This is a genomic window from Variovorax sp. 05L425 (genome assembly GCF_056397705.1).
The window spans coordinates 58,237-80,774 of the sequence record NZ_JBFTNY010000021.1 but is presented as its reverse complement, the minus strand read 5'-3'; the positions used below and the strand labels follow the sequence as shown (position 1 = coordinate 80,774).

Annotated in this window: 27 protein-coding genes; 17 read left to right on the top strand and 10 right to left on the bottom strand. The window is 65.5% G+C overall.

Annotated elements, in window-relative coordinates; all coding sequences use genetic code 11:
* Nucleotides 1-44 precede the first annotated feature (44 nt).
* The 8 genes from hfq to AC1DN9_RS22440 all read left to right on the top strand — a co-directional run bounded on the left by hfq (nt 45) and on the right by AC1DN9_RS22440 (nt 7,201).
* Nucleotides 45-290: an RNA chaperone Hfq gene (gene hfq, locus AC1DN9_RS22475; protein ID WP_478103812.1), complete on the top strand. Its 246-nt coding sequence runs from the start codon at nt 45-47 to the stop codon at nt 288-290.
* A 53-nt stretch (nt 291-343) separates the two neighbouring features.
* Nucleotides 344-1,525 (top strand): GTPase HflX, encoded by a 1,182-nt coding sequence (gene hflX / locus AC1DN9_RS22470; protein WP_478103811.1) that lies wholly within the window; start codon nt 344-346, stop codon nt 1,523-1,525.
* 77 nt (nt 1,526-1,602) lie between these two features.
* Complete coding sequence (gene hflK / locus AC1DN9_RS22465) at nt 1,603-2,955, top strand: FtsH protease activity modulator HflK (protein ID WP_478103861.1); 1,353 nt, start codon at nt 1,603-1,605, stop codon at nt 2,953-2,955.
* Nucleotides 2,956-2,966: 11 nt separating this feature from the next.
* Nucleotides 2,967-3,866 (top strand): protease modulator HflC, encoded by a 900-nt coding sequence (gene hflC, locus AC1DN9_RS22460; protein ID WP_478103810.1) that lies wholly within the window; start codon nt 2,967-2,969, stop codon nt 3,864-3,866.
* Nucleotides 3,867-3,904: 38 nt separating this feature from the next.
* Nucleotides 3,905-4,093 carry a DUF2065 domain-containing protein gene (locus AC1DN9_RS22455; RefSeq protein ID WP_478103808.1) on the top strand — a complete coding sequence of 63 codons (189 nt, stop codon included), beginning with the start codon at nt 3,905-3,907 and terminating at the stop codon, nt 4,091-4,093.
* A gap of 44 nt (nt 4,094-4,137) precedes the next feature.
* Complete coding sequence (locus AC1DN9_RS22450; RefSeq protein ID WP_478103807.1) at nt 4,138-5,301, top strand: ATP phosphoribosyltransferase regulatory subunit; 1,164 nt, start codon at nt 4,138-4,140, stop codon at nt 5,299-5,301.
* 20 nt (nt 5,302-5,321) lie between these two features.
* Nucleotides 5,322-6,653 carry an adenylosuccinate synthase gene (locus tag AC1DN9_RS22445; RefSeq protein ID WP_478103806.1) on the top strand — a complete coding sequence of 444 codons (1,332 nt, stop codon included), beginning with the start codon at nt 5,322-5,324 and terminating at the stop codon, nt 6,651-6,653.
* A gap of 23 nt (nt 6,654-6,676) precedes the next feature.
* The gene (locus AC1DN9_RS22440) at nt 6,677-7,201 is read left to right on the top strand and encodes a phosphoribosyltransferase (RefSeq protein ID WP_478103804.1); all 525 of its coding nucleotides are present in this window, start codon (nt 6,677-6,679) and stop codon (nt 7,199-7,201) included.
* A gap of 21 nt (nt 7,202-7,222) precedes the next feature.
* On the opposite strand, the gene AC1DN9_RS22435 is transcribed toward AC1DN9_RS22440, so the two are convergent.
* A complete protein-coding gene (locus AC1DN9_RS22435) occupies nt 7,223-7,663 on the bottom strand; it encodes a VOC family protein (protein ID WP_478103803.1) in 441 nt (146 codons plus the stop codon).
* A gap of 98 nt (nt 7,664-7,761) precedes the next feature.
* Nucleotides 7,762-9,495 (bottom strand): ClcB-like voltage-gated chloride channel protein, encoded by a 1,734-nt coding sequence (locus AC1DN9_RS22430; protein WP_478103802.1) that lies wholly within the window; start codon nt 9,493-9,495, stop codon nt 7,762-7,764.
* Between the two features lie 89 nt (nt 9,496-9,584).
* On the opposite strand from AC1DN9_RS22430, the gene AC1DN9_RS22425 reads away from it, so the two are divergent.
* Nucleotides 9,585-10,778 carry a PLP-dependent transferase gene (locus AC1DN9_RS22425; protein ID WP_478103800.1) on the top strand — a complete coding sequence of 398 codons (1,194 nt, stop codon included), beginning with the start codon at nt 9,585-9,587 and terminating at the stop codon, nt 10,776-10,778.
* Nucleotides 10,779-10,848: 70 nt separating this feature from the next.
* Nucleotides 10,849-11,052, top strand: a complete 204-nt coding sequence (locus AC1DN9_RS22420) for a hypothetical protein (protein WP_478103799.1) — start codon at nt 10,849-10,851, stop codon at nt 11,050-11,052.
* Between the two features lie 69 nt (nt 11,053-11,121).
* Here AC1DN9_RS22420 and AC1DN9_RS22415 read toward each other — a convergent pair whose 3' ends face one another.
* Complete coding sequence (locus tag AC1DN9_RS22415) at nt 11,122-11,772, bottom strand: arylesterase (RefSeq protein ID WP_478103798.1); 651 nt, start codon at nt 11,770-11,772, stop codon at nt 11,122-11,124.
* 17 nt (nt 11,773-11,789) lie between these two features.
* On the opposite strand from AC1DN9_RS22415, the gene AC1DN9_RS22410 reads away from it, so the two are divergent.
* The 4 genes from AC1DN9_RS22410 to AC1DN9_RS22395 all read left to right on the top strand — a co-directional run bounded on the left by AC1DN9_RS22410 (nt 11,790) and on the right by AC1DN9_RS22395 (nt 14,422).
* Nucleotides 11,790-12,500, top strand: coding sequence for an ABC transporter ATP-binding protein (locus tag AC1DN9_RS22410; protein WP_478103797.1), 711 nt, complete (start codon nt 11,790-11,792; stop codon nt 12,498-12,500).
* Between the two features lie 68 nt (nt 12,501-12,568).
* On the top strand, nt 12,569-12,754 hold the full coding sequence (locus tag AC1DN9_RS22405; RefSeq protein ID WP_478103795.1) for a hypothetical protein: 186 nt from the start codon (nt 12,569-12,571) through the stop codon (nt 12,752-12,754).
* 37 nt (nt 12,755-12,791) lie between these two features.
* Nucleotides 12,792-13,538, top strand: coding sequence for a 23S rRNA (guanosine(2251)-2'-O)-methyltransferase RlmB (gene rlmB / locus AC1DN9_RS22400; protein ID WP_478103794.1), 747 nt, complete (start codon nt 12,792-12,794; stop codon nt 13,536-13,538).
* A 20-nt stretch (nt 13,539-13,558) separates the two neighbouring features.
* The gene (locus AC1DN9_RS22395) at nt 13,559-14,422 is read left to right on the top strand and encodes an amidohydrolase family protein (protein WP_478103793.1); all 864 of its coding nucleotides are present in this window, start codon (nt 13,559-13,561) and stop codon (nt 14,420-14,422) included.
* 22 nt (nt 14,423-14,444) lie between these two features.
* Here the strand turns inward: AC1DN9_RS22395 and AC1DN9_RS22390 are convergent, their stop codons facing one another.
* Nucleotides 14,445-14,747 (bottom strand): hypothetical protein, encoded by a 303-nt coding sequence (locus AC1DN9_RS22390; RefSeq protein WP_478103792.1) that lies wholly within the window; start codon nt 14,745-14,747, stop codon nt 14,445-14,447.
* Nucleotides 14,748-14,895: 148 nt separating this feature from the next.
* Here AC1DN9_RS22390 and AC1DN9_RS22385 point away from each other — a divergent pair, with 148 nt between their 5' ends.
* On the top strand, nt 14,896-16,296 hold the full coding sequence (locus AC1DN9_RS22385) for a patatin-like phospholipase family protein (RefSeq protein WP_478103790.1): 1,401 nt from the start codon (nt 14,896-14,898) through the stop codon (nt 16,294-16,296).
* Here the strand turns inward: AC1DN9_RS22385 and AC1DN9_RS22380 are convergent.
* From AC1DN9_RS22380 to AC1DN9_RS22360, 5 genes are all read right to left on the bottom strand, one after another.
* Complete coding sequence (locus AC1DN9_RS22380; protein WP_478103789.1) at nt 16,271-17,680, bottom strand: FAD-binding oxidoreductase; 1,410 nt, start codon at nt 17,678-17,680, stop codon at nt 16,271-16,273. The genes AC1DN9_RS22385 and AC1DN9_RS22380 overlap by 26 nt on opposite strands.
* A 73-nt stretch (nt 17,681-17,753) precedes the next feature.
* Entirely contained in the window at nt 17,754-18,230 is a 477-nt protein-coding gene (locus AC1DN9_RS22375) for a DUF3237 domain-containing protein (protein ID WP_478103787.1), read from the bottom strand.
* A 2-nt stretch (nt 18,231-18,232) separates the two neighbouring features.
* Nucleotides 18,233-19,189 carry an aldo/keto reductase gene (locus tag AC1DN9_RS22370; protein WP_478103786.1) on the bottom strand — a complete coding sequence of 319 codons (957 nt, stop codon included), beginning with the start codon at nt 19,187-19,189 and terminating at the stop codon, nt 18,233-18,235.
* 28 nt (nt 19,190-19,217) lie between these two features.
* Nucleotides 19,218-19,817 carry a chromate transporter gene (locus AC1DN9_RS22365; protein WP_478103785.1) on the bottom strand — a complete coding sequence of 200 codons (600 nt, stop codon included), beginning with the start codon at nt 19,815-19,817 and terminating at the stop codon, nt 19,218-19,220.
* Nucleotides 19,814-20,404, bottom strand: coding sequence for a chromate transporter (locus tag AC1DN9_RS22360; protein ID WP_478103783.1), 591 nt, complete (start codon nt 20,402-20,404; stop codon nt 19,814-19,816). The genes AC1DN9_RS22365 and AC1DN9_RS22360 overlap by 4 nt, the downstream gene beginning before the upstream one ends.
* Nucleotides 20,405-20,490: 86 nt before the next feature.
* Between AC1DN9_RS22360 and AC1DN9_RS22355 the strand changes: the two genes are divergently transcribed.
* Nucleotides 20,491-21,414: a YihY/virulence factor BrkB family protein gene (locus AC1DN9_RS22355; RefSeq protein ID WP_478103782.1), complete on the top strand. Its 924-nt coding sequence runs from the start codon at nt 20,491-20,493 to the stop codon at nt 21,412-21,414.
* Here the strand turns inward: AC1DN9_RS22355 and AC1DN9_RS22350 are convergent.
* Entirely contained in the window at nt 21,404-21,949 is a 546-nt protein-coding gene (locus AC1DN9_RS22350) for a DUF924 family protein (RefSeq protein WP_478103780.1), read from the bottom strand. The genes AC1DN9_RS22355 and AC1DN9_RS22350 overlap by 11 nt on opposite strands.
* Before the next feature lie 107 nt (nt 21,950-22,056).
* Between AC1DN9_RS22350 and AC1DN9_RS22345 the strand changes: the two genes are divergently transcribed.
* Nucleotides 22,057-22,506, top strand: coding sequence for a CHRD domain-containing protein (locus tag AC1DN9_RS22345; protein WP_478103779.1), 450 nt, complete (start codon nt 22,057-22,059; stop codon nt 22,504-22,506).
* Nucleotides 22,507-22,538: the final 32 nt, after the last annotated feature.

The following is a 22,538-nucleotide window of genomic DNA, read 5'->3' as shown; positions in this document are numbered from 1 at the left end:
TAAGGTGAACGGCTCAACAACAACTCTTGAACACGGAGAATATCGTGAGCAATAAAGGGCAACTTCTACAAGACCCGTTTCTGAATACCTTGCGTCGTGAGCACGTACCGGTCTCGATCTATTTGGTCAACGGTATCAAGCTGCAGGGTCAGATCGAGTCGTTCGACCAGTACGTCGTGTTGCTTCGCAATACGGTGACCCAGATGGTCTACAAGCATGCCATCTCCACCATCGTGCCGGGGCGTGCCGTCAACTTCTCGGCTACCGAGAGCGACGACGCAGCAGCCTGAATGGCACGGAGCGCGGTGGTTCGCCCGCCGCGCTTTTCTCAATTTGATACCGATTGTCTGAGCCGATCCCCCGCACGGAAGGCGCCGTCGTTCTTGTCGGCGTGGACTTTGGCCTGCCCCATTTCGACAGTGAACTCGAGGAACTCGGGTTGCTCGCGCAAACCGCCGGACTCGAACCGGTCGCTCGCCTGGTGTGTAAACGCAAGGCGCCCGACGCCGCTCTGTTCGTCGGGAGCGGCAAGGCCGATGAAATCCGCGAGCTCGCCGAACTGCATCGCGCCAGCGAAGTCGTCTTCGACCAGGCGCTGAGTCCTGCGCAGCAACGCAACCTCGAGCGTCAGCTCGGCATCGCCGTGTATGACCGCACCTTCCTCATCCTTGAAATCTTTGCCCAGCGCGCCCGGTCTCACGAGGGCAAGCTGCAGGTCGAACTCGCCCGGCTGCAATACCTGAGCACACGACTGGTGCGCCGCTGGTCTCACCTGGAGCGTCAGCGCGGCGGCATCGGAACGCGCGGCGGCCCCGGCGAAACGCAGATCGAACTGGACCGCCGGATGATCGGCGAGGCGATCAAGCGCACGCGCGAGCGGCTCGGCAAGGTGCAGCGCCAGCGCGGCACCCAGCGGCGCCAGCGCGAGCGGCGAGACACTTTCAACATCTCGCTGGTCGGCTACACCAACGCGGGGAAGTCGTCGCTGTTCAATGCCCTGGTCAAGGCGCGCGCCTATGCGGCCGACCAGCTTTTCGCAACGCTCGACACCACTACGCGGCATCTCTACCTGGGCCACAACGAAGACGGTCGGCGCCGCAAGGTCTCGCTGTCGGACACCGTCGGCTTCATCCGGGACCTGCCGCACGGCCTCATCGACGCCTTCAAGGCCACTCTGCAGGAGGCGGTCGACGCCGATCTGCTGATCCACGTGGTCGATGTCTCCAACCCGCATCACCCCGAGCAGATGACGGAGGTGCAGGCCGTCCTGAAGGACATCGGCGCCGATACCGTGCCGCAGCTTCTGGTGTTCAACAAGCTGGATGCCCTTGAAACCACCCAACAACCCCTGCAGATGTGCGACGAGGTCAATGTCGATGGCGTGCAGGTGCCCCGGATATTCCTGAGCGCCCATACGGGCGAGGGCATTCCGGCACTACGGACCGAGCTTGCGCGACGGTCTCGTCCGCCCGACGAGGCCATGACCCCAGAAGCCGGCGCCGAATTGCACGATGCCGCCAATTGAATTGGGCACAATCACCTTCACTGACTAAAGAACAGAACCGAATGAATGCAAAGCCAGTGTGGAGACGGTTTCCCGGCATGTTCAACCTGAACGACGGCCGATGGGGCCGGGGCGACGATTCCTCGTCAAACGGCGATCGTCCCGCCGGCAACCGACCAGACGGCGAACCCCCCGCGCCGCCCCCGGGCAACAACAACAACAACAACAACAACAACCGTCCGCGAGGCCAGGGCCCCAACCAGGGCCCCCCCGACCTCGACGAGCTCTGGCGTGATTTCAACCGCAAGCTCGGCGGCCTGTTCGGTGGTGGCCGTGGCGGTGACAACCGCCCGAATGGCGGCAACGGCGGCGGCCTCAAGCCGGACATGAAGAATGCCGGCTTCGGCATCGGCCTGGTGGCCGCGGTCGCCGTGCTGATCTGGCTGGGCACCGGCTTCTTCATCGTCAACGAAGGCCAGCAGGCCGTGATCACGCAGTTCGGCCGCTACAAGGCGACCGTGGGCGCCGGCTTCAACTGGCGCCTGCCGTACCCCATCCAGCGCCACGAGATCGTCGTGGTCACGCAGATCCGCTCCGCCGACGTGGGCCGGGACACCATCGTGCGCTCGACCGGTCTTCGCGAGTCGGCCATGCTGACCGAGGATGAGAACATCGTCGAAATCAAGTTTGCCGTGCAGTACCGTCTGAGCGACGCGCGGGCGTTCCTCTACGAGAGCAAGGCCCCGAGCGACACGGTGGTGCAAGTCGCCGAGACCGCGGTTCGCGAAGTGGTCGGCAAGATGCGCATGGACGCGGCACTCGCCGACGAGCGCGACCAGATCGCGCCGCGCGTGCGCACGCTGATGCAAACCATCCTGGACCGATACAAGGTCGGCGTAGAGATCGTCGGCATCAATCTCCAACAGGGTGGCGTGCGTCCTCCCGAACAAGTCCAGGCCGCGTTTGACGACGTTCTCAAAGCCGGCCAGGAGCGCGAGCGCACCAAGAACGAAGCACAGGCTTATGCCAACGACGTGGTGCCGCGCGCCACGGGTACGGGCTCACGACTGAAGGAAGAGTCCGAGGCCTACAAGGCACGGATCATCGCGCAGGCGCAGGGCGATGCGCAGCGCTTCAGCTCGGTGCTGGCCGAATACCAGAAGGCGCCGCAAGTCACGCGCGACCGCATGTATACCGACGCCATGCAGCAGATCTACAGCAGTACCACCAAGGTGCTGATCGACTCGAAGCAGAACTCGAATCTGCTTTACCTGCCGCTCGACAAGCTGGTGCAGCAAAGCGCCCAGAACAACGCAGCCACGCCGTCCGATGCCGCCAGTCCCAACGTGGCAGGCACGGCACCGCCGCAGTCGTCGGTCATCCCCGTTGCGCCCGGCATCGGCGATGCCCGTGCGCGCGATGGCCGCTCACGCGACCGCGACGTGCGCTGAGGACAGAACCCATGAACAGAATCGGATTCATCGTCTCTTCGATCCTCGTGCTCCTCGCACTGGCGAGTTCGACACTCTTCGTCGTCGACCAGCGCCAGTTCGGCGTGGTCTATGCACTGGGGCAGATCAAAGAAGTCATCACCGAGCCCGGCTTGAATTTCAAGCTGCCGCCGCCGTTCCAGAACGTGTCTTACATCGACAAGCGCCTCCTGACGCTGTCGAGCATCGATCCCGAGCCGATGCTGACGGCCGAGAAGCAGCGCGTGGTCATCGACTGGTATGTGCGCTGGCGCGTCACCAACCCGTCGGAATACATCCGCAATGTCGGCCTCGACGAGAACGCGGGCGCCGTGCAACTCAACCGCGTGGTGCGCAACGCCTTCCAGGAAAACATCAACAAGCGCACCGTGCGCGACCTGATTTCGGTGCGCCGCGAGGCCTTGATGGCCGACGTGCAGCGCGAGGTTCTGGCCGTCGTGAAGGGCGCCAAGCCCTGGGGCGTCGATATCGTCGACGTGCGGATCACCCGTGTCGACTATGTCGAGGCGATCACCGAATCGGTCTATCGCCGCATGGAAGCCGAGCGCAAGCGCGTGGCCAACGAACTTCGTTCCACGGGTGTGGCCGAGGGCGAAAAGATCCGCGCCGATGCCGATCGCCAGCGAGAGGTGATTGTCGCCAACGCCTACCGCGACGCGCAGAAGATCAAGGGCGAGGGCGATGCGCGCGCCGCAAGCCTGTACGCCGACGCATTCGGACGCGACCCGCAGTTTGCGCTGTTCTACCGGAGCCTCGACGCCTACAAGCAGAGCTTCAACAAGAAGAGCGATGTGATGGTGCTGGACCCGTCCTCTGATTTCTTCCGATCGATGCAAAGTTCGGGATCGACCTCGAACGCGCCCCGTCGGTAGCATGACTCGCCCCCACTTGACGGAAAACTGAATTCGACGTGGACACCGATACCTTCTGGAGTGCCCTGGCGCTCGTATTGGTGATCGAGGGGTTGCTGCCCTTTCTCTCGCCCGGCGGCTGGCGGCGCGGCTTCAGCCAGCTGATGCAGCTGCGCGACGGGCAGCTGCGCTTCTTCGGGCTTTGCAGCATTCTCCTGGGCCTGTTGCTGCTCTGGCTTTTGGGGTAGCGCGGTGCCGGTAGAATCCCGGTTTAACCACGCCCCCGATCTCCATGTCCGCCTGGGTCCTTCCGGATCACATTGCCGATGTGCTGCCTTCCGAGGCGCGCCACATCGAAGAACTTCGACGCGAACTGCTCGATACCGCCCGTGCCTATGGCTACGAGCTGGTCATGCCGCCTTTGCTCGAACACCTCGAATCGCTGCTTTCCGGCACCGGCGAAGCGCTCGATCTGCAAACCTTCAAGCTGGTCGACCAGCTTTCCGGGCGCAGCATGGGGCTGCGGGCCGACACCACGCCACAGGTCGCGCGCATCGATGCGCACCTCCTCAATCGGGCGGGCGTGGCGCGGCTTTGCTATTGCGGCCCCGTTCTCCATACCCGGCCTGACCGCCCCCACGCGACGCGCGAACCTCTCCAGTTCGGCGCCGAGATCTACGGGCACGCGGGGCTCGAAGCCGACACCGAGATCCTGCGCCTGGCGCTCGACTGCTTGGGTGCCGCTGGTGTGACAGGGCGCGCGCAGGCACCCGTCATTGTCGACATGGCGGATGCCCGCATCGTTCGTTCGCTGTTTGCCGGCGTGCCGGTCGATGCGGTGGCCATCGCTCGTGTGCATGCGGCACTTGCCGCGAAGGATTCGAGCACGCTGCGCGATCTCACGTCTGCATTTCCCGCGCCCGCGCGCGAAGGCCTGTTGGCGCTCGTCCAGCTCTATGGCGACGCGGCCGTGCTCGACGAAGCCGCCAAGGTTCTGCCTGACACCGCCGGCGTGCGCGCGGCCTTATCCGATCTCAAGCAGCTTGCCGCCCGCCTCGAGGGCGCCAGCGTGAGCTTCGACCTCGCGGATCTGCGCGGCTACGCCTATTACAGCGGCATGCGCTTCGGCATCTACACGAGCGGGGCCAGCGACGCCCTGGTGCGCGGCGGTCGTTACGACGAGGTCGGCGCCGTGTTCGGCCGCAACCGTCCCGCGGTCGGCTTCAGCCTCGACGTACGCGAACTGGTCGGCGTGCTGCCGGCGAGGCCGCTGCGCGCCGCGATTCGCGCGCCCTGGAGCGATGCCGAAGGGCTCAACAAGACCATCGCCGCATTGCGCAGCAAGGGCGAGACCGTGGTGTGCGTCCTGCCCGGCCACGACAGCGAGATCGACGAATTCCATTGCGATCGCGAACTCGTCGAGCACGGCGGCCAATGGCGCGTGCAACCCATCTGAACCCTCTGAAGCGAAACATCATGAGCGTAACCACCGGAAGAAACGTGGTCGTCGTCGGCACCCAGTGGGGCGACGAAGGCAAGGGCAAGTTGGTCGACTGGCTGACCGAAAGCGCGCAGGGGGTCGTCCGATTCCAGGGCGGGCACAACGCAGGCCACACCCTGGTCATCAATGGCGTGAAGACGGCGTTGCACCTGATCCCGAGCGGCATCATGCGGCCCGGCGTGAAGTGCTACATCGGCAACGGCGTGGTGCTGTCGGCTGCCAAGCTGTTCGAGGAAATCGAAGGCCTCGAAAAGGCGGGTGTGGAGGTGCGTTCGCGCCTGCGCATCAGCGAAGCCTGCCCGCTGATCCTGCCGTTCCACGCGGCACTCGACATCGCGCGCGAGGCCTATCGCGAAAAGGGCGGCATCGAGAAGATCGGCACGACCGGCCGCGGCATCGGCCCGGCCTATGAAGACAAGATCGCCCGCCGCGCCCTGCGCGTGCAGGACCTGAAGCATCCCGAGCGTTTCGCGACCAAGCTGCGCGTGCTGCTCGAATTGCACAACCACGTGCTGACCCAGGTGCTCGGAGCGACTGCGATCGACTTCGACACCGTCTATGACGAGGCCATGCACCACGCCGAACTGCTCAAGCCGATGATGGCCGACGTGTCGCGCGAGCTCAACGACGCGAACCGCGCCGGGGCCAATCTGCTCTTCGAAGGCGCGCAGGGCACGCTGCTCGACGTCGACCACGGCACCTATCCCTACGTGACCTCCAGCAACTGCGTGGCGGGCAATGCGGCGGCGGGTTCGGGCGTCGGACCCGGCATGCTTCACTACATCCTCGGCATTACCAAAGCCTATTGCACGCGCGTGGGCGGCGGTCCGTTCCCGACGGAACTCGACTGGGAAAAGCCCGGTACGGTCGGCTACCACCTGAGTACGGTCGGCGCCGAGAGGGGCGTGACCACCGGACGCAGCCGTCGCTGCGGCTGGTTCGACGCGGCGCTGCTGAAGCGCTCGGCGCAGGTCAACGGGCTGAGCGGTCTCTGCATCACCAAGCTCGACGTGCTCGATGGCCTGGAAGAACTGCAACTGTGCACCGGCTACCAGCTCGACGGCGAATACACCGACATCCTGCCGATGGGCGCCGACGAGATCGCGCGCTGCACGCCGGTCTACGAAAAGCTCGAAGGCTGGAGCGAAAGCACGGTGGGCGTCACGCAATACGACAAGCTGCCGATCAATGCGCGGCTCTATCTGCAGCGCATCGAGCAGGTCACCGGCGTGCCGATCCACATGGTCTCGACGAGCCCTGATCGCGATCACACCATCATGATGCGCCACCCGTATCTGGCAGACTGACCCACCCGCAGGAGACGATTTTCATGTTGACCGAAGACGGCAAGCACCTCTACGTGAGCTACGACGAGTACCACAACCTGATCGAGAAGCTCGCGATCAAGGTGTACCAGTCGGGCTGGCAATTCGACACCATTCTGTGCCTGGCACGCGGTGGCATGCGCCCCGGCGACGTGCTGTCGCGCATCTTCGACAAGCCGCTGGCGATCATGTCGACGAGTTCCTACCGCGCCGACGCCGGCACGATCCAGGGCCATCTCGACATCGCGCGCTACATCACCACGCCGAAGGGCGAGATCGCCGGCAAGGTGCTGCTGGTCGACGACCTGGCGGATTCGGGCCACACGCTGCACGCCGTGGTCGAGATGCTCAAGAGCAGCTACAAGCCCATCACCGAGCTCCGCAGTGCCGTGCTCTGGACCAAGGCGCTGTCGACCTTCACGCCCGATTACTCGGTCGAATATCTCCAGACGAATCCGTGGATTCACCAACCTTTCGAGGGCTATGACTCCATGGGCGCGGACAAGCTGATGGAGAAGTGGTCGGTCTGACCAGCGTCGTGCTGGCCGGGCTCACTGGCTGAGCTCGTCGGTGTAGCGCCGCTGCATCTCGTCCGTCGTCACGTTCTCGATGGGGTGGCCGACGTTCCAGCGGTGCCCGAAAGGATCGCGAAAAGAGCCGGAGCGCTCGCCGTAGAAGTGGTCTTCGGCAGGCATTTCGAGCGTCGCGCCCGCCTTCAGCGCGCGCTCGATCACAGCATCGGCGTTGTCCACGTGCAGATGCAAGGTGACCGGCGTGGCGCCGATCGTGTTGGCGCTGCGAATGCCGTATTCGGGAAACTCGTCGCACAGCATCAGCGACGTTCCATTGAAATCCATCTCGGCATGCCCGATGCGTCCGCTGGGCTCGGCCAGCCGGAACTGCTCTTTCGCACCGAAGACCTCCGCGTAGAACGCGATGGCTGCGGCGGTGTCGTGCACGCAGATGTAGGGATAAAGCACCTGGTTGTTCATCGAAACGTCCTTTCGGAAGGTATCGGGGACAGGCTCCGTCCATTCGAGCGGACCATTGTGCGACGTCCGGCCGATTCGGTCGACGAGTGTTCGGCAGACTATCCGCTCAGTCGCACGTAGGTCGACAACAGCGCGCTCTTCGTCACCACGCCGAGCAACACCGGCCGCTCCTCGCTTTCGATCACGGGCAGACGCTCGCCGCGGTGCTCCAGGAAGCGCTCCAGCGAGGCGCTCAGGACCATGTCGGCAGTGATCGGCTGGATGACCTGCGACAGCAAGTCAGCCGCGCGCAGTTGTGCGCCCGCGTGCCCTTCGGGCGTCGCTCCCAGCGCCGAGAGCGGCACGACGCCCAGGTAGCGCTGCTCGGCGTCCACCACATAGAGATACTTGACCGGATATTGCAGGAAGAGCCGGCTCATCGATTCCTTGTCTGCATGAGGACCGACGACCGTTTCCGCAGGCTCGACCAGGTCGCGCGCGCACAGGGCGCGCAGCCGGAGCTGTTCGTCATGCTGCTCGCGGCGGTGCACGGTGATTTCGTACATGGAGCCGGCATCGGCCGAGCGCGCGACGAAGTACGCGATGACGCTGGCCGCCATCAACGGCAGCATGACCTGATAGCTCAAGGTCATCTCGAAGATCATCAGGATCGCCATCAGCGGTGCCTGGCTGGCCCCGGCCAGGAAGGCGCCCATGCCGACGATCGCGTACGCAAAGGGCGCCGAGGTGGCGTGCGGCCAGAGCGCATGGGCAGCGTGGCCGAACAGCGCGCCGATCATGCAGCCGACGAAGAGCGCGGGGGTGAACACGCCGCCCACGGCCCCGGAGCCCGCAGTCGCCAGCGTCGCGATCGTCTTGCCGGCCAATACCAGGGCGATCATCACCCAGGGCCAGGGCGTGTGCAGCACGGAATTGACCACGCTGTAGCCATTGCCCCAGGCTTCCGGCAAGGGCACCGAGATCAGGCCCACCACCAAACCACCCAGTGCCATGCGCCAGGGCAGCGCCATCGGCAGTCGCGCAAAGAGCGCACGGGACGCACCGAGCGCACGCAGGAAACCCACCGATGCGAAGCCGATCAGCACCCCCAGCAGGGCGAACAACAGCACTTCCGCGCCGTTGACGGCCGGGAAGGGCGGCATTTCATACGGGGGCTGGTAGCCGGGCAGCGCTCGCATGGTGATATTGGCGACCACCGAGGCAATGATGATCGGGCCGACGCTTTCCATGGCGATGGAGCCCAGGACGATCTCGGCCACGAAGAAGGCGCCGGCAATCGGCGCGCTGTAGGCGGCCGTGAGCCCCGCCGCCGCGCCGCAGGCCACCAGCAGGCGCAAGCGCTCCACCGGCAGGCGCAAGGCGCTGCCCAGCAGGGAGGCGCTCAGCGCGGCAAGTTGCACCATCGACCCCTCGCGCCCGATCGAGCCGCCGCTGGCGATGCTGACCAGCGAAGACGCGCTGCGCGTCAGCGTCTGCCTCACCGGAATGCGTCCGTCGCCGAGGACGATGGCCTCCATGTAGTCGGACGTCGACTTCTGCACCGTCGCACGACGCGCCCAGACCAACAGCAGCCCGGCGACCAGGCCACCGATCGTGGGCGTGGCGATTCGCGCCCACCAGGGCAGGCTCTGCGCGATCTTCACCAGGCCGCCGCTTTGCCCGAGCAGCAGAAGATCCAGGCCGAAGAAGGCCGCGCGGAAGAGTTCGGTGGCGAGCGCGCCCAGCAGCCCGGCCACGATGGACCACAGGAGCATGGACTGCCAGGCCGTGATGCCGAAGGCACGTTGCAGGGCCACACGGGCGTTCAACAGAACAGACGCGGCACGAATCATGCGGATGCTGGCTTCACGTGGATAAAGGGGACGATGTTAGCCACCGTTCAACCGTGCGGGGCCCGATCCAGTCGACTAGCATGGCGGGCATGCGAAAGCCCATCACCGACCTGATCCACCATCCGTACAAACCTCCCGCGAATTTCGCGGCGCCGCAAGCCGGCGTCTACAAGGCGTCGACCGTGTTCTTCGCCGACGTCGCTGCCATGCGCGCGCGCGACTGGAAGACCAAGGCCGGCTACACCTATGGCCTGCACGGCACGCCGACCACCTTCACGCTCGAAGAGCGGCTCGCCACGCTCGAAGGCGGCACCGAGTGCCTGCTGGTTCCCAGCGGCCTCGCGGCGATCTCGCTGGTGTCCTTCGCGCTTCTCAAGACCGGCGACGAGGTGCTCATTCCGGACAACGCCTACGGCCCCAACAAGGCGCTCGCCAATGGCGAACTGGCCAACTTCGGCATCACCCACAAACTCTACGACGCGATGAATCCGACGGACCTCGCGGCCAAGCTGTCCGATCGCACCAAGCTCGTGTGGGTGGAGGCGGCCGGCTCGGTCACGATGGAATTCCCGGACCTGCCGGCCCTTGTCGGCGTCTGCCGCGCACGCGGCATCAATGTCGCGCTCGACAACACCTGGGGTGCCGGACTGGCGTTCGCGCCTTTCGATTTCAATGGCAGCGGGCAGGGCGTCGACGTCTCGGTCCAGGCGCTCACCAAGTACCCGAGCGGCGGCGGCGATGTGCTGATGGGCAGTGTGATCACCTGCGACGAGCGCCTGCACCGCGCACTCAAGCTCACCCACATGCGCATGGGCTTCGGCATCGGCGTCGGCGATGTCGAGACGCTGCTGCGCTCGCTCCCGAGCATCGCGCTGCGCTACGAGGCACACGACCGCAGCGCGCGAGAACTGGCCCGCTGGCTCGAAGGCCGCACCGAGATCGCGCAGGTGCTCCATCCCGCGCTCGAAGGCTCGCCCGGCCACGCCCACTGGCTGCGGCTTTGTGGTGCGACCGACCTGGCGGCGGGCCTGTTTTCAGTGGTTTTCGATGCGCGCTACGGCACCGAGCAGATCGATCGCTTTTGCGACAGCCTGGCACTTTTCCGGCTTGGGTACTCCTGGGGCGGCCCGATCAGCCTGGTCGTGCCCTACGACATCGGCCTCATGCGCGACCCCGGTGTCGCGCGGTGGCCGCACAAGGGAACGCTGGTGCGTTTCTCGATCGGCCTGGAGGACGTCGAAGACCTGCGCGCCGACCTCGAACAGGCCCTCGCGGCACTCTGAGGCCGGGCGGATATCGCGTACAGTGCGGTCAAGCGCAGTCAACCTGACTGCCTCGCCCGAAGGAGAAGCAGTGGCAACACCCAACTATGGCTATGAAAAGCGCCAGAAGGAACTGGCAAAGAAGAAGAAGAAGGAAGACAAGGCACGGGAAAAAGCCAACCGCAAGCTCATGCCCAGCAGCGATGGGTTGGCACCGGGCGATCCGGAAACCGACGTGGCTTCGCTCGAACGCGATCCGCCGACCGTCCCGGAGTTGCCCACCAAGAACGGTTGAGTCGCTCCCAGGTTCAGCAAGAAAGAGCCGCCGCAGGCAAGCGCCCGCGGCGGCTTTCTTGTCTGGCGCTTACTTGGGGAGCATCTTCCGCAGGGGCGTCCAGACGTTGTCCAGCATGCGCGGCTGCGCCGCCGCCGTCGGATGAATCCGGTCGGCCTGGAACAGCATGGCCGAGTCGGGGCTGTCCGCCACACCCTTCAGCAGGAAGGGCACGACCTGCGTCTTGGTGGCGCTCGCCACCTTCGTGAAGATCGCCTCGAAGCGTCGCGTGTAGTCGCTTCCGTAGTTGGGCGGCACCTGGATGCCCACGATGAGCACCTGCGCACCGGCGGCCTGCGCGGCCTTGGTCATCTGCAGCAGGTTGTCCTCGGTGCTCGCCAGTGGCAGGCCGCGCAGTGCGTCGTTGGCGCCGAGTTCAAGCACCACGTGCGTGGGTTGGTGCTGCGCGAGCAACCCTGGCAATCGGGCCCGGCCGCCCGCGCTGGTGTCACCGCTGATGCTGGCATTGATCACCGTGGCGGGAATCTTCTGTTCGGCGAGGCGCTTCTCCATCAGGGGCACCCAGCCGTCGCCGCGCTTGAGTCCGTATTCGGCCGAAAGCGAGTCGCCGACCACCAGGATCACGGGCGGTTTGCCCGTCCCCGCCAGGGCGTCGACCGACAGCCATGACCCTGCGCCGCCGGCCAGCGCGCCGCTCAAGATAAAGTGACGTCGATTCACTTCGCGAAATCCTTTCAATGTCCTCAATCCGAACCGATGGCCCATCCGAAGCAATTGTTGCGGTCGAGCATGTCTTCAAGTCAGTCACCGATTCGACCGGAACGCTGGACATTCTGCAGGACATCGATTTCACGCTGGGCGCGAAGGAGACTGCCGCCATCGTCGGGGCCTCGGGTTCGGGCAAGAGCACGCTGCTGTCGATCGTCGCCGGCCTGGACACGCCCACCCGCGGCACCGTGAAGCTCGCCGGCGAGGATCTGTTCGCCATCGACGAAGACGAACGTGCGGCCCTGCGCGCCCAGAAGGTCGGCTTCGTGTTCCAGAGTTTCCAGCTGCTCGGCAACCTGAGCGCGCTCGAGAATGTGATGCTGCCACTCGAACTCGCCGACCGCAAGGACGCCCGAAAGGCCGCGACCGAAATGCTCGGCAGGGTGGGCCTGGGGCAGCGGCTCGGCCACTATCCCAAGGTGCTGTCCGGCGGCGAACAGCAACGCGTGGCGCTGGCGCGGGCATTTGTCGTACAGCCCGCATTGCTGCTGGCCGACGAACCCACGGGCAGTCTCGACTTTGCAACGGGCGAACAGGTGATGAAACTGATGTTCGATCTCAACCGCGAACTGGGCACGACGCTGGTGCTCGTCACGCATGACCGCAGCATCGCCGAACGGTGCGAACGGCGGATCACGATCGAGGCCGGCCGCGTGGCACTCGACGGACACGGCGCTTGAGCGCCTGATGGCATTTCGGAACGGCGGGCCGCGCGGCGCGGCCTCCACGCACAGCAGGGGAGATTGCCATGCAGCGACCGAGAAACCCTGACGACGATGAAGACGACACTGCCTTCGGTGGATTGGCGCCCCGAAGCGGGCCGGGCCCCCAGGCGCGTCCCGAGCGGCGCAGCGGCGCAGGCAAATGGGTGGTTGCGATCGTCGTCGTGATGATCATCCTTCTGCTCTTGCTGTACATCACCGGTCGGCTCTGATGCCGGTGCCGGGGGCCGAGGGCTCGATAATCCCCCGATGTCTTCTCCCAAAGTGATCTTCGGCTTCCATGCCGTAGGCGTGCGCATCAAGACCGCGCCGAAATCGGTGATCGAGGTGCTTTTCGATGCGAGCCGGCGCGACGCGCGCATGCGGCAGTTCGTCGCCCGCGCACAGGAGGCCGGTGTGCGGCTGATCGAGGCCGACGGGCTGCGCCTGTCCAAGCTCGCCGGTAGCCACGGCCACCAGGGCGTGGCGGCGCGCGTGGAGCCCATTCCCCAGACCCATTCGCTCGACGAGCTGCTCGAAGGGCTCGAGGCTGCCGGCACCGTGCCTCTGCTGCTGGTGCTCGACGGCGTGACCGATCCGCACAACCTCGGCGCCTGCCTGCGCGTGGCGGACGGCGCGGGTGCCCAGGCGGTGATTGCCCCCAAGGACCATGCGGCGGGCATCAACGCCACTGTGGCCAAGGTTGCGAGCGGTGCGGCCGAGACGGTGCCGTACTTCATGGTGACCAACCTTGCGCGTACGTTGGGCGAACTCAAGGAACGCAACATCTGGTGCGTGGGCACCAGCGACGACGCGCCCGGTACGCTCTACCAGTGCGACCTGAAGCGTCCGCTCGCAATGGTGCTCGGCGCCGAAGGCGAGGGCATGCGGCAGCTCACGCGCAAGACCTGCGACGAGCTGGTCAGCATTCCGATGGCGGGTGCGGTCGAGAGCCTCAACGTGTCGGTCGCAAGCGGCGTGTGTCTCTACGAGGCGATGCGCCAGCGGCTGGGCTGAAACCGCATCGCGAGCATCCCGTGCGGCCTACGCTGACCTACAACCCGTGGCCTTCCGCGCCGCAGTTGCATCTTCCACGCGGCGCCTGTGATGCGCATGTGCATGTGTTCGGACCGGCGGCGCGGTTTCCGTTTGCGGAGGGCCGCAGTTTCACGCCGGCCGATGCACCCAAGGAGACGCTCTTCGCACTGCATCGCAAGCTCGGCATCGATCGCTGCGTCATCGTGCAGTCGCTTTGCCACGGCCACGACAACCGGGTGGTGGAGGACGCCATCACGGCCGGCGGCGGCCGATACCTCGGTGTGGCACTGCTCCCACTCGATGTGGCTGATGAAGAGCTTTTGCGGCTCGCCGCTGCAGGGTTCAGGGGTGTGCGCTTCAATTTCACGAAGGATTCCGGCGGCGATTTCGATGTCGAGCGCGTCGTGGCCTTCACGCGCCGGCTCGCGCCGCTCGGCATGCACCTGCAGGTGCATTTCGAGCGCGGCCTGATCCATGCGCTGGCCGTGCCGCTCGCGGACAGCGCGGTGCCGGTCGTGGTCGACCACATGGCGCGCGTCGATGGCTCGGCGGGGCTGGCGCACCCCGACTTCGTGGCGCTTCATGCGCTCATGGAAAACCCGTTGTTCTGCGTCAAGGTCAGCGGCATCGATCGCATCTCGCGCGAGGCGGGCTACGCGGACGGCATCGCAATCGCACGCACGCTCGTGCAGGATTTCCCGGACCGCTGCTTCTGGGGCACCGACTGGCCGCATCCGCTGCACGACCACGTGCCAGATGACGGCATGCTGGTTGACGCGCTGGCGCGCATTGCGCCCGATCCGGCATTGCGAGAGCGCCTGCTGGTGCACAACCCGCAGGCCTTCTATCGCTTCGACGCCTAGCGCAGGCGGAATTCGGAAGACGTCATGGAACGCGCTGGTAGGTGCCCTTCGGCAGGCACTTGTTGTCTCCGGTGACTTCGAGCTTCGCAAACTTGAAGTCGGACCTGATCGCGTAGTCCTTGCCCGCATGCGAGTGACTCGCATGAGTGCGAGGCCGAAACTTCTTGTCGGGACAAATGCTCGACACGAACTCGTTGCCCAATCGGCCGCCAGCGCGCCATTCAATGGTGACGTCGCCGTTGACGTACTTGCCTTCGAAGTCATCGAACGCCAACGCGCCGAAAGACGTGGCGCAGAGAAAGACAGCAAGAACTGACTTCTTCATGTGACTCCTTGAGCAAGGCATCGAGGGATGCGCGGGATTTTCACCTTTTTCGATGGTTCATTGCGCTTTCGGTCTGCAGGCCGGGATAGCGGACCTGCCGCTTTTCTTTGAGAATCCGCAGCCTGTGCCACTGGAGACAGCGCGTGCCATGACGGTTTCCTCACAAGGCTGCATCCGACGACAAGCGTTGCTGCTGGGCGTGACGCTGGCCCTCGGCGCGTGCACCACTTATGGGTTGGTCGAGAATGTGCCGCTGGCACCGGGTCAACATGAGCCTGTCTTTGCGTTGGGTGAATTTGCCAGGAACCAGCATCGTCATTCCGACGAGCTGATGCTGGCGGTTGCCTTCTCAGGTGGCGGCACGCGCGCCGCAGCCCTGTCCTATGGCGTGATGCAGGAACTGCGCGACACCCATGTGCAGATGAACGGCAAGGAGCAAAGCCTGCTCGATGCGATCACGGTCATCAGTTCGGTTTCCGGGGGTAGTTTCACGTCGGCCTACTACGGCCTCTACGGCAATCGCATCTTCGTCGACTACGAGGAGCGCTTTCTTCGCAGCGACGTTGAAGCCGCACTGGTGCGCGGCTTCTTGAATCCCGCGCGCTGGTTCAGCAGCCACGGCCGCACCGAAATGGCGGTGACCTACTACAAGCAGTCGCTTTTCGGCGATGCGACCTTCGGCGACCTGATCAAGCGTGATGCCCCGTTGATCCTCATCAACAGTTCCGACCTGAGTTCGGGCGGGCGCTTCTCGTTCGTCCAGGAATATTTCGACCTGATGTGCTCGGACCTGAGCAAGTTTCCACTCGCGCGCGCTGTCACGGCCTCGAGTGCCGTGCCGGTGCTGTTCGGACCGGTGGTGCTCGAGAACTACAGCGGCTGCGCTCGCGGCACACCCGCCTGGCTCGAGGCCGCGAAGAAACGCGACAGTGACAACGATTACTTGACCATGGTCGTGCAGGACGACCTCTCGTACCAGAACAAGGTCACGCACAAGTACGCCCAGCTGGTCGACGGCGGGATTACCGACAACCTGGGCCTCCGTGCACTGCTGGGCGCTGTCGATCTGGCGGGCGGTGCGAAGAAATTCATCCAGGCGCAGGGCATCGCGCCACCGCGCCGCATCGCCATCATCTCGGTCAACGCGGCGGCCGATGCGGTCGGGGGCATCGGAGAGACCAGCCGCGAACCGACATTCGAGCAGACGATGAATGCCGTCACCAACGTCCAACTGCATCGCTACAACGTGGCGACACTTCAGCAGACGCAGCAAAGCCTCGACCAGTGGACTCGCGAACTTTCAACGCCCGAACGGCCCGTCAGTTCGTACTTCATTCGATTGAGCTTCGAAGATGTGCCCGACGTGCGACTGCGCCGCTTCCTGAACGAGATCCCGACCAGCTTCGTGCTGGACAAGGAGCAGGTAGCACGGCTGATCGCCACCGGCCGCGAGTTGCTGCGAAACAATCCGGACTATCGGCGACTGCTGGCAAGTTTGCGGACGCCCGCAGGCACGGTCGGGCTCAGGCAGCCTGCGGCGCCGGCTTGATGTTGACGTTCAGGCTGAAGATGTTGTCCGGGTCGTATTCGGCCTTGATGCGCGCAAGACGCTGGTACTTGGCCTCGCCGTACGAGGCGCGCACGCGGTCGTCGTCAGCCTCCACCATGAAGTTCACGTAGCCACCCGACCCGGTTGCAAGCGGCCGCATCGCCTCCCAGAAATTGCGCACCCAGGCTCGATCGGCTTCGTACATCTCGCGTTGCGGGGCGGCGGCTTCGATGTTGAACACGTAGTTGGCAGTCCGGCTTCCGCCGAAGGCCGTGTCGGCGTCGCCGGGGGTGCGGTAGGCACCGGACAGGATGAACGTCGGGCAGAAGGACAGCGGGGAACTCTTCTTCGGCACGTGTTCGCCGATGACCGCGATCGCAGCGTCCGACAACTCGTCGAGGTAGAGCGCTTTCTCATAGCCGAGCGTTCCCCAGGTGGCGCTGTCGTTGAACATCTGCTGGAGCGCAACGTAGGGAATCGGCGTGACCAACTCGAAGAGAGGCGGCACTGCCTCGCGAATCGGGGCGATGACGGCCCGGTGTTCCTCGGCCGATCCGAAGCCCGCGACCAGCAGCGCATGCCCAGGCAGAAACCGGTGCTGCTCGGGCACGAACGGCGCAGGCGGCGCGCTCAGGCCGATCGCGAGGAAGGCAGTCGCGTTGTCGGGCAAGGTCTTGACGAACTCGCGGGCGAACTGCAGGGCCTTGGAACCGTTGTCGAGTCCGAAGAAAAACAGCCCGAGGTTGACCAGAGGGCCCACGGGATGAAGAGCAAACTCGAATGAGGTGACGACGCCGAAGTTGCCACCGCCGCCGCGCAGCGCCCAGAACAGGTCGGAGTTCTCTTCGGCTGACGCGCGGACAACGCGCGAGTCGGCGGTCACCACTTCGGCGGCGACGAAGTTGTCGCACGAGAGTCCGGCCGCCTTGGTGAGCCAGCCGATTCCTCCTCCGAGGGTGAGCCCTGCAATCCCGGTGTGGCTGATGAAGCCACCGGGGGTCGCCAGCCCGTGCGCCTGCGTCGCCGCGTCGATGTCCGCCCAGGTCGCGCCGCCACCGCACACAGCCCGCCGGGCCACAGGATCGACGACGACGCCATTCATGGCGCCGAGATGGATCATCAGGCCGCCATCGCACACGGAGTTTCCGGCGTAGCTGTGACCGCCCCCGCGGATCGCGAGTTGAAGCCCATGCGCGCGCGCGAAGCGGATGGCGCCCGCGACCTGATCGGCCGTGGTGCAGCACGCAATCAACGCAGGCCTGCGGTCGATGACGCCATTCCAGATTGCGCGCGCCTTGTCGTATTCGGGATCGCTGGGCGTCAACGTCTGTCCGCTGAAGGCCGTACGGAATGCTTCGAGCCCGTCATTCTTCTCATACGTCATGCGCCTTCTCCGGAAGTGCTGCGAGCGGCGCACTTTACTCTGGCGCCGACAGCGACACAATGCGTCGGGAGGCCTACGCCAGCGCAAAGAAGCGCATCACCACCTGCACCGGATGCCGCACGCCGACGCCGACGAACATGCGTTCGCCGATCCAGCGCAGCGCCGGCGAGGCGGTCTCCATGCGCGGGTTGCAGCGGAAGTAGATCTGCGCCGGATCGACCGGCTCCCCGCGCAGCAGCTTGGCCATCACCTCGGCCGGTGCCGCGCGCACGGCGTGGTTCTGCACGTAGATCAGATCACCCGCGTCCGTTTCGAGCCCATAGCGCGCATCGAGCTCGGACAGCGTGTCGCTCACGATCAGCTGGAAATCCGTGCCGCCCGGCAGCACGCGCGCTGTCCAACCGTTGCCGCGCGCCGTGCCGCCGGTGATCGGCACCAGCCGCCGCATGCCGCGCGGCCCGGTGCTCAGAACCTGCGGCGCGCCGACGTCGACCTGGAGGTCGGCGAAGTATTCGAGGGAAGGCGGGGCGAGCGGGTCCGGCTGGTTCATCCTCACGCCTCCGCGCTGGCGGTGTCGAGCAGGGCGATGATTTCTGGCGCGAGTTGCAGATTGGCCGCTGCGATCAGTTCGTCGAGCTGCTTCACCGACGTGGCGCTCGCGATAGGAGCCGTCACCGACGGCCGGGCGATCTGCCATGCGAGCGCGATCTGGCCTTGTGTGGCGCCGGTGGCCTTGGCAGCCTTGTCGAGCGCATCCAGGATGCGCAGGCCGCGTGGGTTCAGGTATTTCTTGGTCGTGTTGGCGCCGCGCGCGCTCTTCGCGGCGTCGGCCTCGCTGCGGTACTTGCCGGTCAGGAAGCCGGCCGCGAGTGCGTAGAAGTTGATCACGCCCACGCCGCGATCCACGCACAGCGGCTCCAGTTCCTTCTCGAACACGGCGCGGTCATACAGGTTGTAGAGCGGCTGGAGGCTCTCATAGCGAGGCAGCCCCTGCTTTTCGGCGACATCCAACGCCTCTGCCAGACGCGGCGCGGTGAAATTCGATGCGCCGATGGCCCGCACCTTGCCCGCCTTGATGAGCGCGGCAAAGGCCTCAGCCGTTTCCGCCAGCGGCGTCTCAGGATCGTCGTCGTGCGATTGGTAGAGGTCGATGTGATCCGTCTTCAGGCGCTTGAGCGACGCGTCCACCGCCTCGCGGATGTAGGCAGGGGAGAGCCCCTTCTTGCCTTCGCCCATCGGCTTGCCTACCTTGGTCGCCAGCACCACGCGGTTGCGCTTGCCGGTCTGCCGCAGCCACTTGCCGATGATGGTTTCGGATTCGCCACCACTGTGGCCCGGCACCCAACTCGAATAGACGTCGGCGGTGTCGACGAAGTTGAAGCCGGCATCGAGCCACGCATCGAGCAGTCGGAACGACAGCGTTTCGTCGACGGTCCAGCCGAAGACGTTGCCGCCGAAGGCCAGGGGCGAGACTTGCAGGCCGGAACGGCCGAGGGGTCGAAATTGCATGGATGTTCTTCCTGTCAAGGTAAGTCGGTCAGACGAAGCCGATGGCGCCGAGCAGGGCGCCGGCGCCGAGCAGCCACAGCAGGTGGATGCGGGTGCGCCAGACGATAAAGGCCGCGACGCCGGTAAGGAGCCAGAGGTGCCATGCGGGCCCGTTGCCGGTGTGGTTACCCGTCGCCAGCACCCAGCCGGTTGCGATCAGCAGGCCCACGACGACCGGCGCCATGCCCTGCTTGAAGGCCCTCACTTCGCGTCGCGTGCGGTTGCGGTGGCCCCAGCGGGTGGCGAAATAGGTCAGCGTGGTGCTGGGCAGCATGATGCCGATCATCGTGACCGCCAGCCCGAACAGGCCGAGCAGCCAGGCCTGCGGCCCGGCACCGATGCCGCCGCCGGCATTGAGCCCGACATTCCAGCCCATCAGCGCCACGAAGAGCACGTTGGGCCCCGGTGCCGCTTGCGCGATGGCGATCGAGGAGGTGAACTGCGCGTCGGTCAAAAGGCCGTGCTGCCCGACCAGGTAGCGGTGCATGTCGGGCACCGTGGTGATGGCGCCGCTGATCGACAGCAGCGAGAGCATGAGGTACTGGGCGAAGAGCGCCAACCAGTCGTGCCAGTGCATTGCAATGCTCATGGCTCGATCCTTCGCCACGTCCAGACACAGGCGGTGCCGCCGACGGCCAGCAGCACCCAGCCGAGCGGAATGCGCGCCAGCGCGATGGCCACAAACACCAGTGCGACGGTGACGAGGCATGCGCTGAAGCCGAGTGGATGGCGGCGCAGCGGCGGAATCAGCTTGACGCCCGTGGCCGCGATCAGTCCGCCGGCCACGGCGCCCATGCCGCGAAGCGCACCGGCCACCTGGGGGTTGCCGGCAAACTGGGCATAGAGCACCGCAAGCACCAGGATCACGCCGAGCGGCACGGTCAGCATGCCGGCCAGCGCCGCCATCGCACCGCGCAGGCCGAAGTGGCGGTCGCCGATCATGAGGGCGAGATTGATCACGTTCGGCCCCGGAAGAACCTGGGCGACCGCCCAGTCCTCCAGGAATTCGTCGGGCGTCAGCCACTGCTTCTTTTCGACGATCTCTCGCTGGACGACAGCGAGGACGCCGCCGAAGCCCTGGAGCGCCAGCCATGTGAATGAAAGGAACAGATCGCGCGGGGAGTGAGGTCGCGGTCGGTCTGTCGCCGATGCCGCGCTGTGGAGGGGCGGATGCATTGCGGCCGATTATCGGGGTCGGGCGCAAGGCGCGCACAGCACCTCGTCCGACTTGCGAAGCTCCGGCATGCTGCGACACTGCGCGCATGCAAGCCGTGCGTGCGCTTTTCGATCTCTGCAAGCAGACCTTCGCGTCGTGGCGGGCCGACTATGCCCCGAGCATGGGCGCGGCGTTGGCCTATTACACGGTGTTCTCGGTGGCGCCGCTGATCCTGATCGTGATCTCGGTCGTCGGCCTCGTGTTCGGGCGCGAAGAGGCGCGCGGCGAAATCTTCGAGCAGATCTCGGGGCTGATGGGCGCCGAAGGCGCGCGCGCCGTGCAGGTCATGCTCGAAGCCCTCAACAAGCCGAGGCAGGGCATCGTCGCGACGGTGGCCGGCATCGTGCTGCTGGTTGTCGGTGCGACCACGGTGTTCGGGGAGCTTCAGGACGCCTTCGACCGCATCTGGCGCGCGCCGGCGCGGCAGACCTCCAACGGCATGCTGGACCTGGTGCGCGTGCGGCTGCTCTCGTTCAGCATGATCATGGGCATCGGCTTCCTGTTGATCGTGTCCCTGGTCGTCAATGCGGCGCTGGCGGCACTCGGCGAATGGTGGGCGCCCGTCTTCGGCGGCTGGGCGGCGGTGGCGCAGGAGGTCAATTCCGCCTTCGGCTTCGCGATCGTGACAGTGGGGTTCGCGATGATCTTCAAGATCATGCCCCGTGTGAGCGTGCAGTGGCGCGACGTGTGGATCGGCGCGTTGGTCACCGCGGTGCTGTTCACGGTCGGCAAGTACCTGATCGGCCTGTACATCGGCAAGACCGGCATTGCCTCGGGGTATGGCGCGGCAGGGTCGCTCGTGGTGGTGCTGGTGTGGGTCTACTACTCGGCGCAGATCTTCTTGCTGGGCGTGGAGTTCACCTGGGTCTATGCCCACGAATACGGGTCCTTCAAGGGCACGCCGCGTCCGGGCGCGCTGGCGTCTCCGACGCGTCCCGATCAATCCGCCGCGCTCAAGCCTAACCCTTGAAGCCGCCCTCATCGAGGAACCTGCGTTCCTCGGGCGTGGTGTCGCGCCCCAGTGCGGCGTTGCGATGCGGAAAGCGGCCGAAGCGCGCAATGATGTCGCGATGGTGCACCGCAAAGCGCCGCGTGTTGGGGTCAAGCTCGGCGTTGAGGACGACCGAACGCTCCTGATCCGGCAGCGACTCCGAGTGCATGAAGGGCAGGTAGAAAAAGGGCCGCAGCGCCGGCTCGACCTGCCGATCCTGTCCGGCATCGACGGCGGCCGATGCCACGGCCAGCGCCTTGGCGTCGGTGGCGTACATGCGGCCGCTGTCGCGCCAGGTATTGCGCGGGAACTGGTCCAGCAGCACCAGCAATGCCAACGCGCCCTCGGCGTCGGCGGCCCAGTGGTCGAGCGTGCCGCTGGCGGCCGCATGGTGCGCCGCCTCGAAGCGTGACTTGAACGCGGCGTCGAAGGCGTCGTCCTTGGCGAACCATCGGTCGGGACCGGCGTCGCGCCAGAAACCGGCGACATCCTGGGCGGAGGGGAGGGTGCTCATGTATCGGAATGATGCCACCGCGATGGCGAAAGACGGGTTCGTGGCCGACATCGCTCCGCGGGGATGCTGTCTATGCTGACATTTCGAAAACTGCTGGAGATTCGTCCATGACCCGATATGGCACCACCTTGCGCATGGCCCTCGTGGCCGGCGTTGCGACCGCCGCCCTCGCAGGCTGCGGAATGATGTCAAAGTCCAACACCGCCAGCTTCAGCGGCGCGATGAACGCGGCCAGCGAAGTGCCGCCCAACATGACGCGCGGCAGCGGCCTGGCTGAAGCCTGGCTGAACAAGGACACGAACGTGCTCAAGTACAAGATCACGTTCGAGGGATTGAGCGGCCCGGCAACAGCGGCGCATTTCCATGGACCGGCCTCGGCGGGCGCCAACGCTGCCGTGGTGCTTCCCTTCGCGTCGCCGACCAGCCCCATCGAGGGACAGGCAACCCTGACGCCGGCCCAGGCCGCCGACCTGATGGCGGGCAGGTGGTACGCCAACGTGCACACCGCGGCGAACCCGGGCGGCGAGATTCGGGGACAGATGTTGCCGAAGATGTAGCTTCCGGCAGAAGCGGGAGCTTCTCGCATGGT

Coding starts and splice junctions, on each gene's coding strand:
- hflK (WP_478103861.1), top strand. CDS start 1,603: ATGTTCAACCTGAACGACGGCCGATGGGGCCGGGGCGACGATTCCTCG.
- hflC (WP_478103810.1), top strand. CDS start 2,967: ATGAACAGAATCGGATTCATCGTCTCTTCGATCCTCGTGCTCCTCGCA.
- AC1DN9_RS22450 (WP_478103807.1), top strand. CDS start 4,138: ATGTCCGCCTGGGTCCTTCCGGATCACATTGCCGATGTGCTGCCTTCC.
- AC1DN9_RS22445 (WP_478103806.1), top strand. CDS start 5,322: ATGAGCGTAACCACCGGAAGAAACGTGGTCGTCGTCGGCACCCAGTGG.
- AC1DN9_RS22440 (WP_478103804.1), top strand. CDS start 6,677: ATGTTGACCGAAGACGGCAAGCACCTCTACGTGAGCTACGACGAGTAC.
- AC1DN9_RS22435 (WP_478103803.1), bottom strand. CDS start 7,663: ATGAACAACCAGGTGCTTTATCCCTACATCTGCGTGCACGACACCGCC.
- AC1DN9_RS22430 (WP_478103802.1), bottom strand. CDS start 9,495: ATGATTCGTGCCGCGTCTGTTCTGTTGAACGCCCGTGTGGCCCTGCAA.
- AC1DN9_RS22425 (WP_478103800.1), top strand. CDS start 9,585: ATGCGAAAGCCCATCACCGACCTGATCCACCATCCGTACAAACCTCCC.
- AC1DN9_RS22410 (WP_478103797.1), top strand. CDS start 11,790: ATGTCCTCAATCCGAACCGATGGCCCATCCGAAGCAATTGTTGCGGTC.
- AC1DN9_RS22405 (WP_478103795.1), top strand. CDS start 12,569: ATGCAGCGACCGAGAAACCCTGACGACGATGAAGACGACACTGCCTTC.
- rlmB (WP_478103794.1), top strand. CDS start 12,792: ATGTCTTCTCCCAAAGTGATCTTCGGCTTCCATGCCGTAGGCGTGCGC.
- AC1DN9_RS22390 (WP_478103792.1), bottom strand. CDS start 14,747: ATGAAGAAGTCAGTTCTTGCTGTCTTTCTCTGCGCCACGTCTTTCGGC.
- AC1DN9_RS22385 (WP_478103790.1), top strand. CDS start 14,896: ATGACGGTTTCCTCACAAGGCTGCATCCGACGACAAGCGTTGCTGCTG.
- AC1DN9_RS22380 (WP_478103789.1), bottom strand. CDS start 17,680: ATGACGTATGAGAAGAATGACGGGCTCGAAGCATTCCGTACGGCCTTC.
- AC1DN9_RS22375 (WP_478103787.1), bottom strand. CDS start 18,230: ATGAACCAGCCGGACCCGCTCGCCCCGCCTTCCCTCGAATACTTCGCC.
- AC1DN9_RS22370 (WP_478103786.1), bottom strand. CDS start 19,189: ATGCAATTTCGACCCCTCGGCCGTTCCGGCCTGCAAGTCTCGCCCCTG.
- AC1DN9_RS22365 (WP_478103785.1), bottom strand. CDS start 19,817: ATGAGCATTGCAATGCACTGGCACGACTGGTTGGCGCTCTTCGCCCAG.
- AC1DN9_RS22360 (WP_478103783.1), bottom strand. CDS start 20,404: ATGCATCCGCCCCTCCACAGCGCGGCATCGGCGACAGACCGACCGCGA.
- AC1DN9_RS22355 (WP_478103782.1), top strand. CDS start 20,491: ATGCAAGCCGTGCGTGCGCTTTTCGATCTCTGCAAGCAGACCTTCGCG.
- AC1DN9_RS22350 (WP_478103780.1), bottom strand. CDS start 21,949: ATGAGCACCCTCCCCTCCGCCCAGGATGTCGCCGGTTTCTGGCGCGAC.
- AC1DN9_RS22345 (WP_478103779.1), top strand. CDS start 22,057: ATGACCCGATATGGCACCACCTTGCGCATGGCCCTCGTGGCCGGCGTT.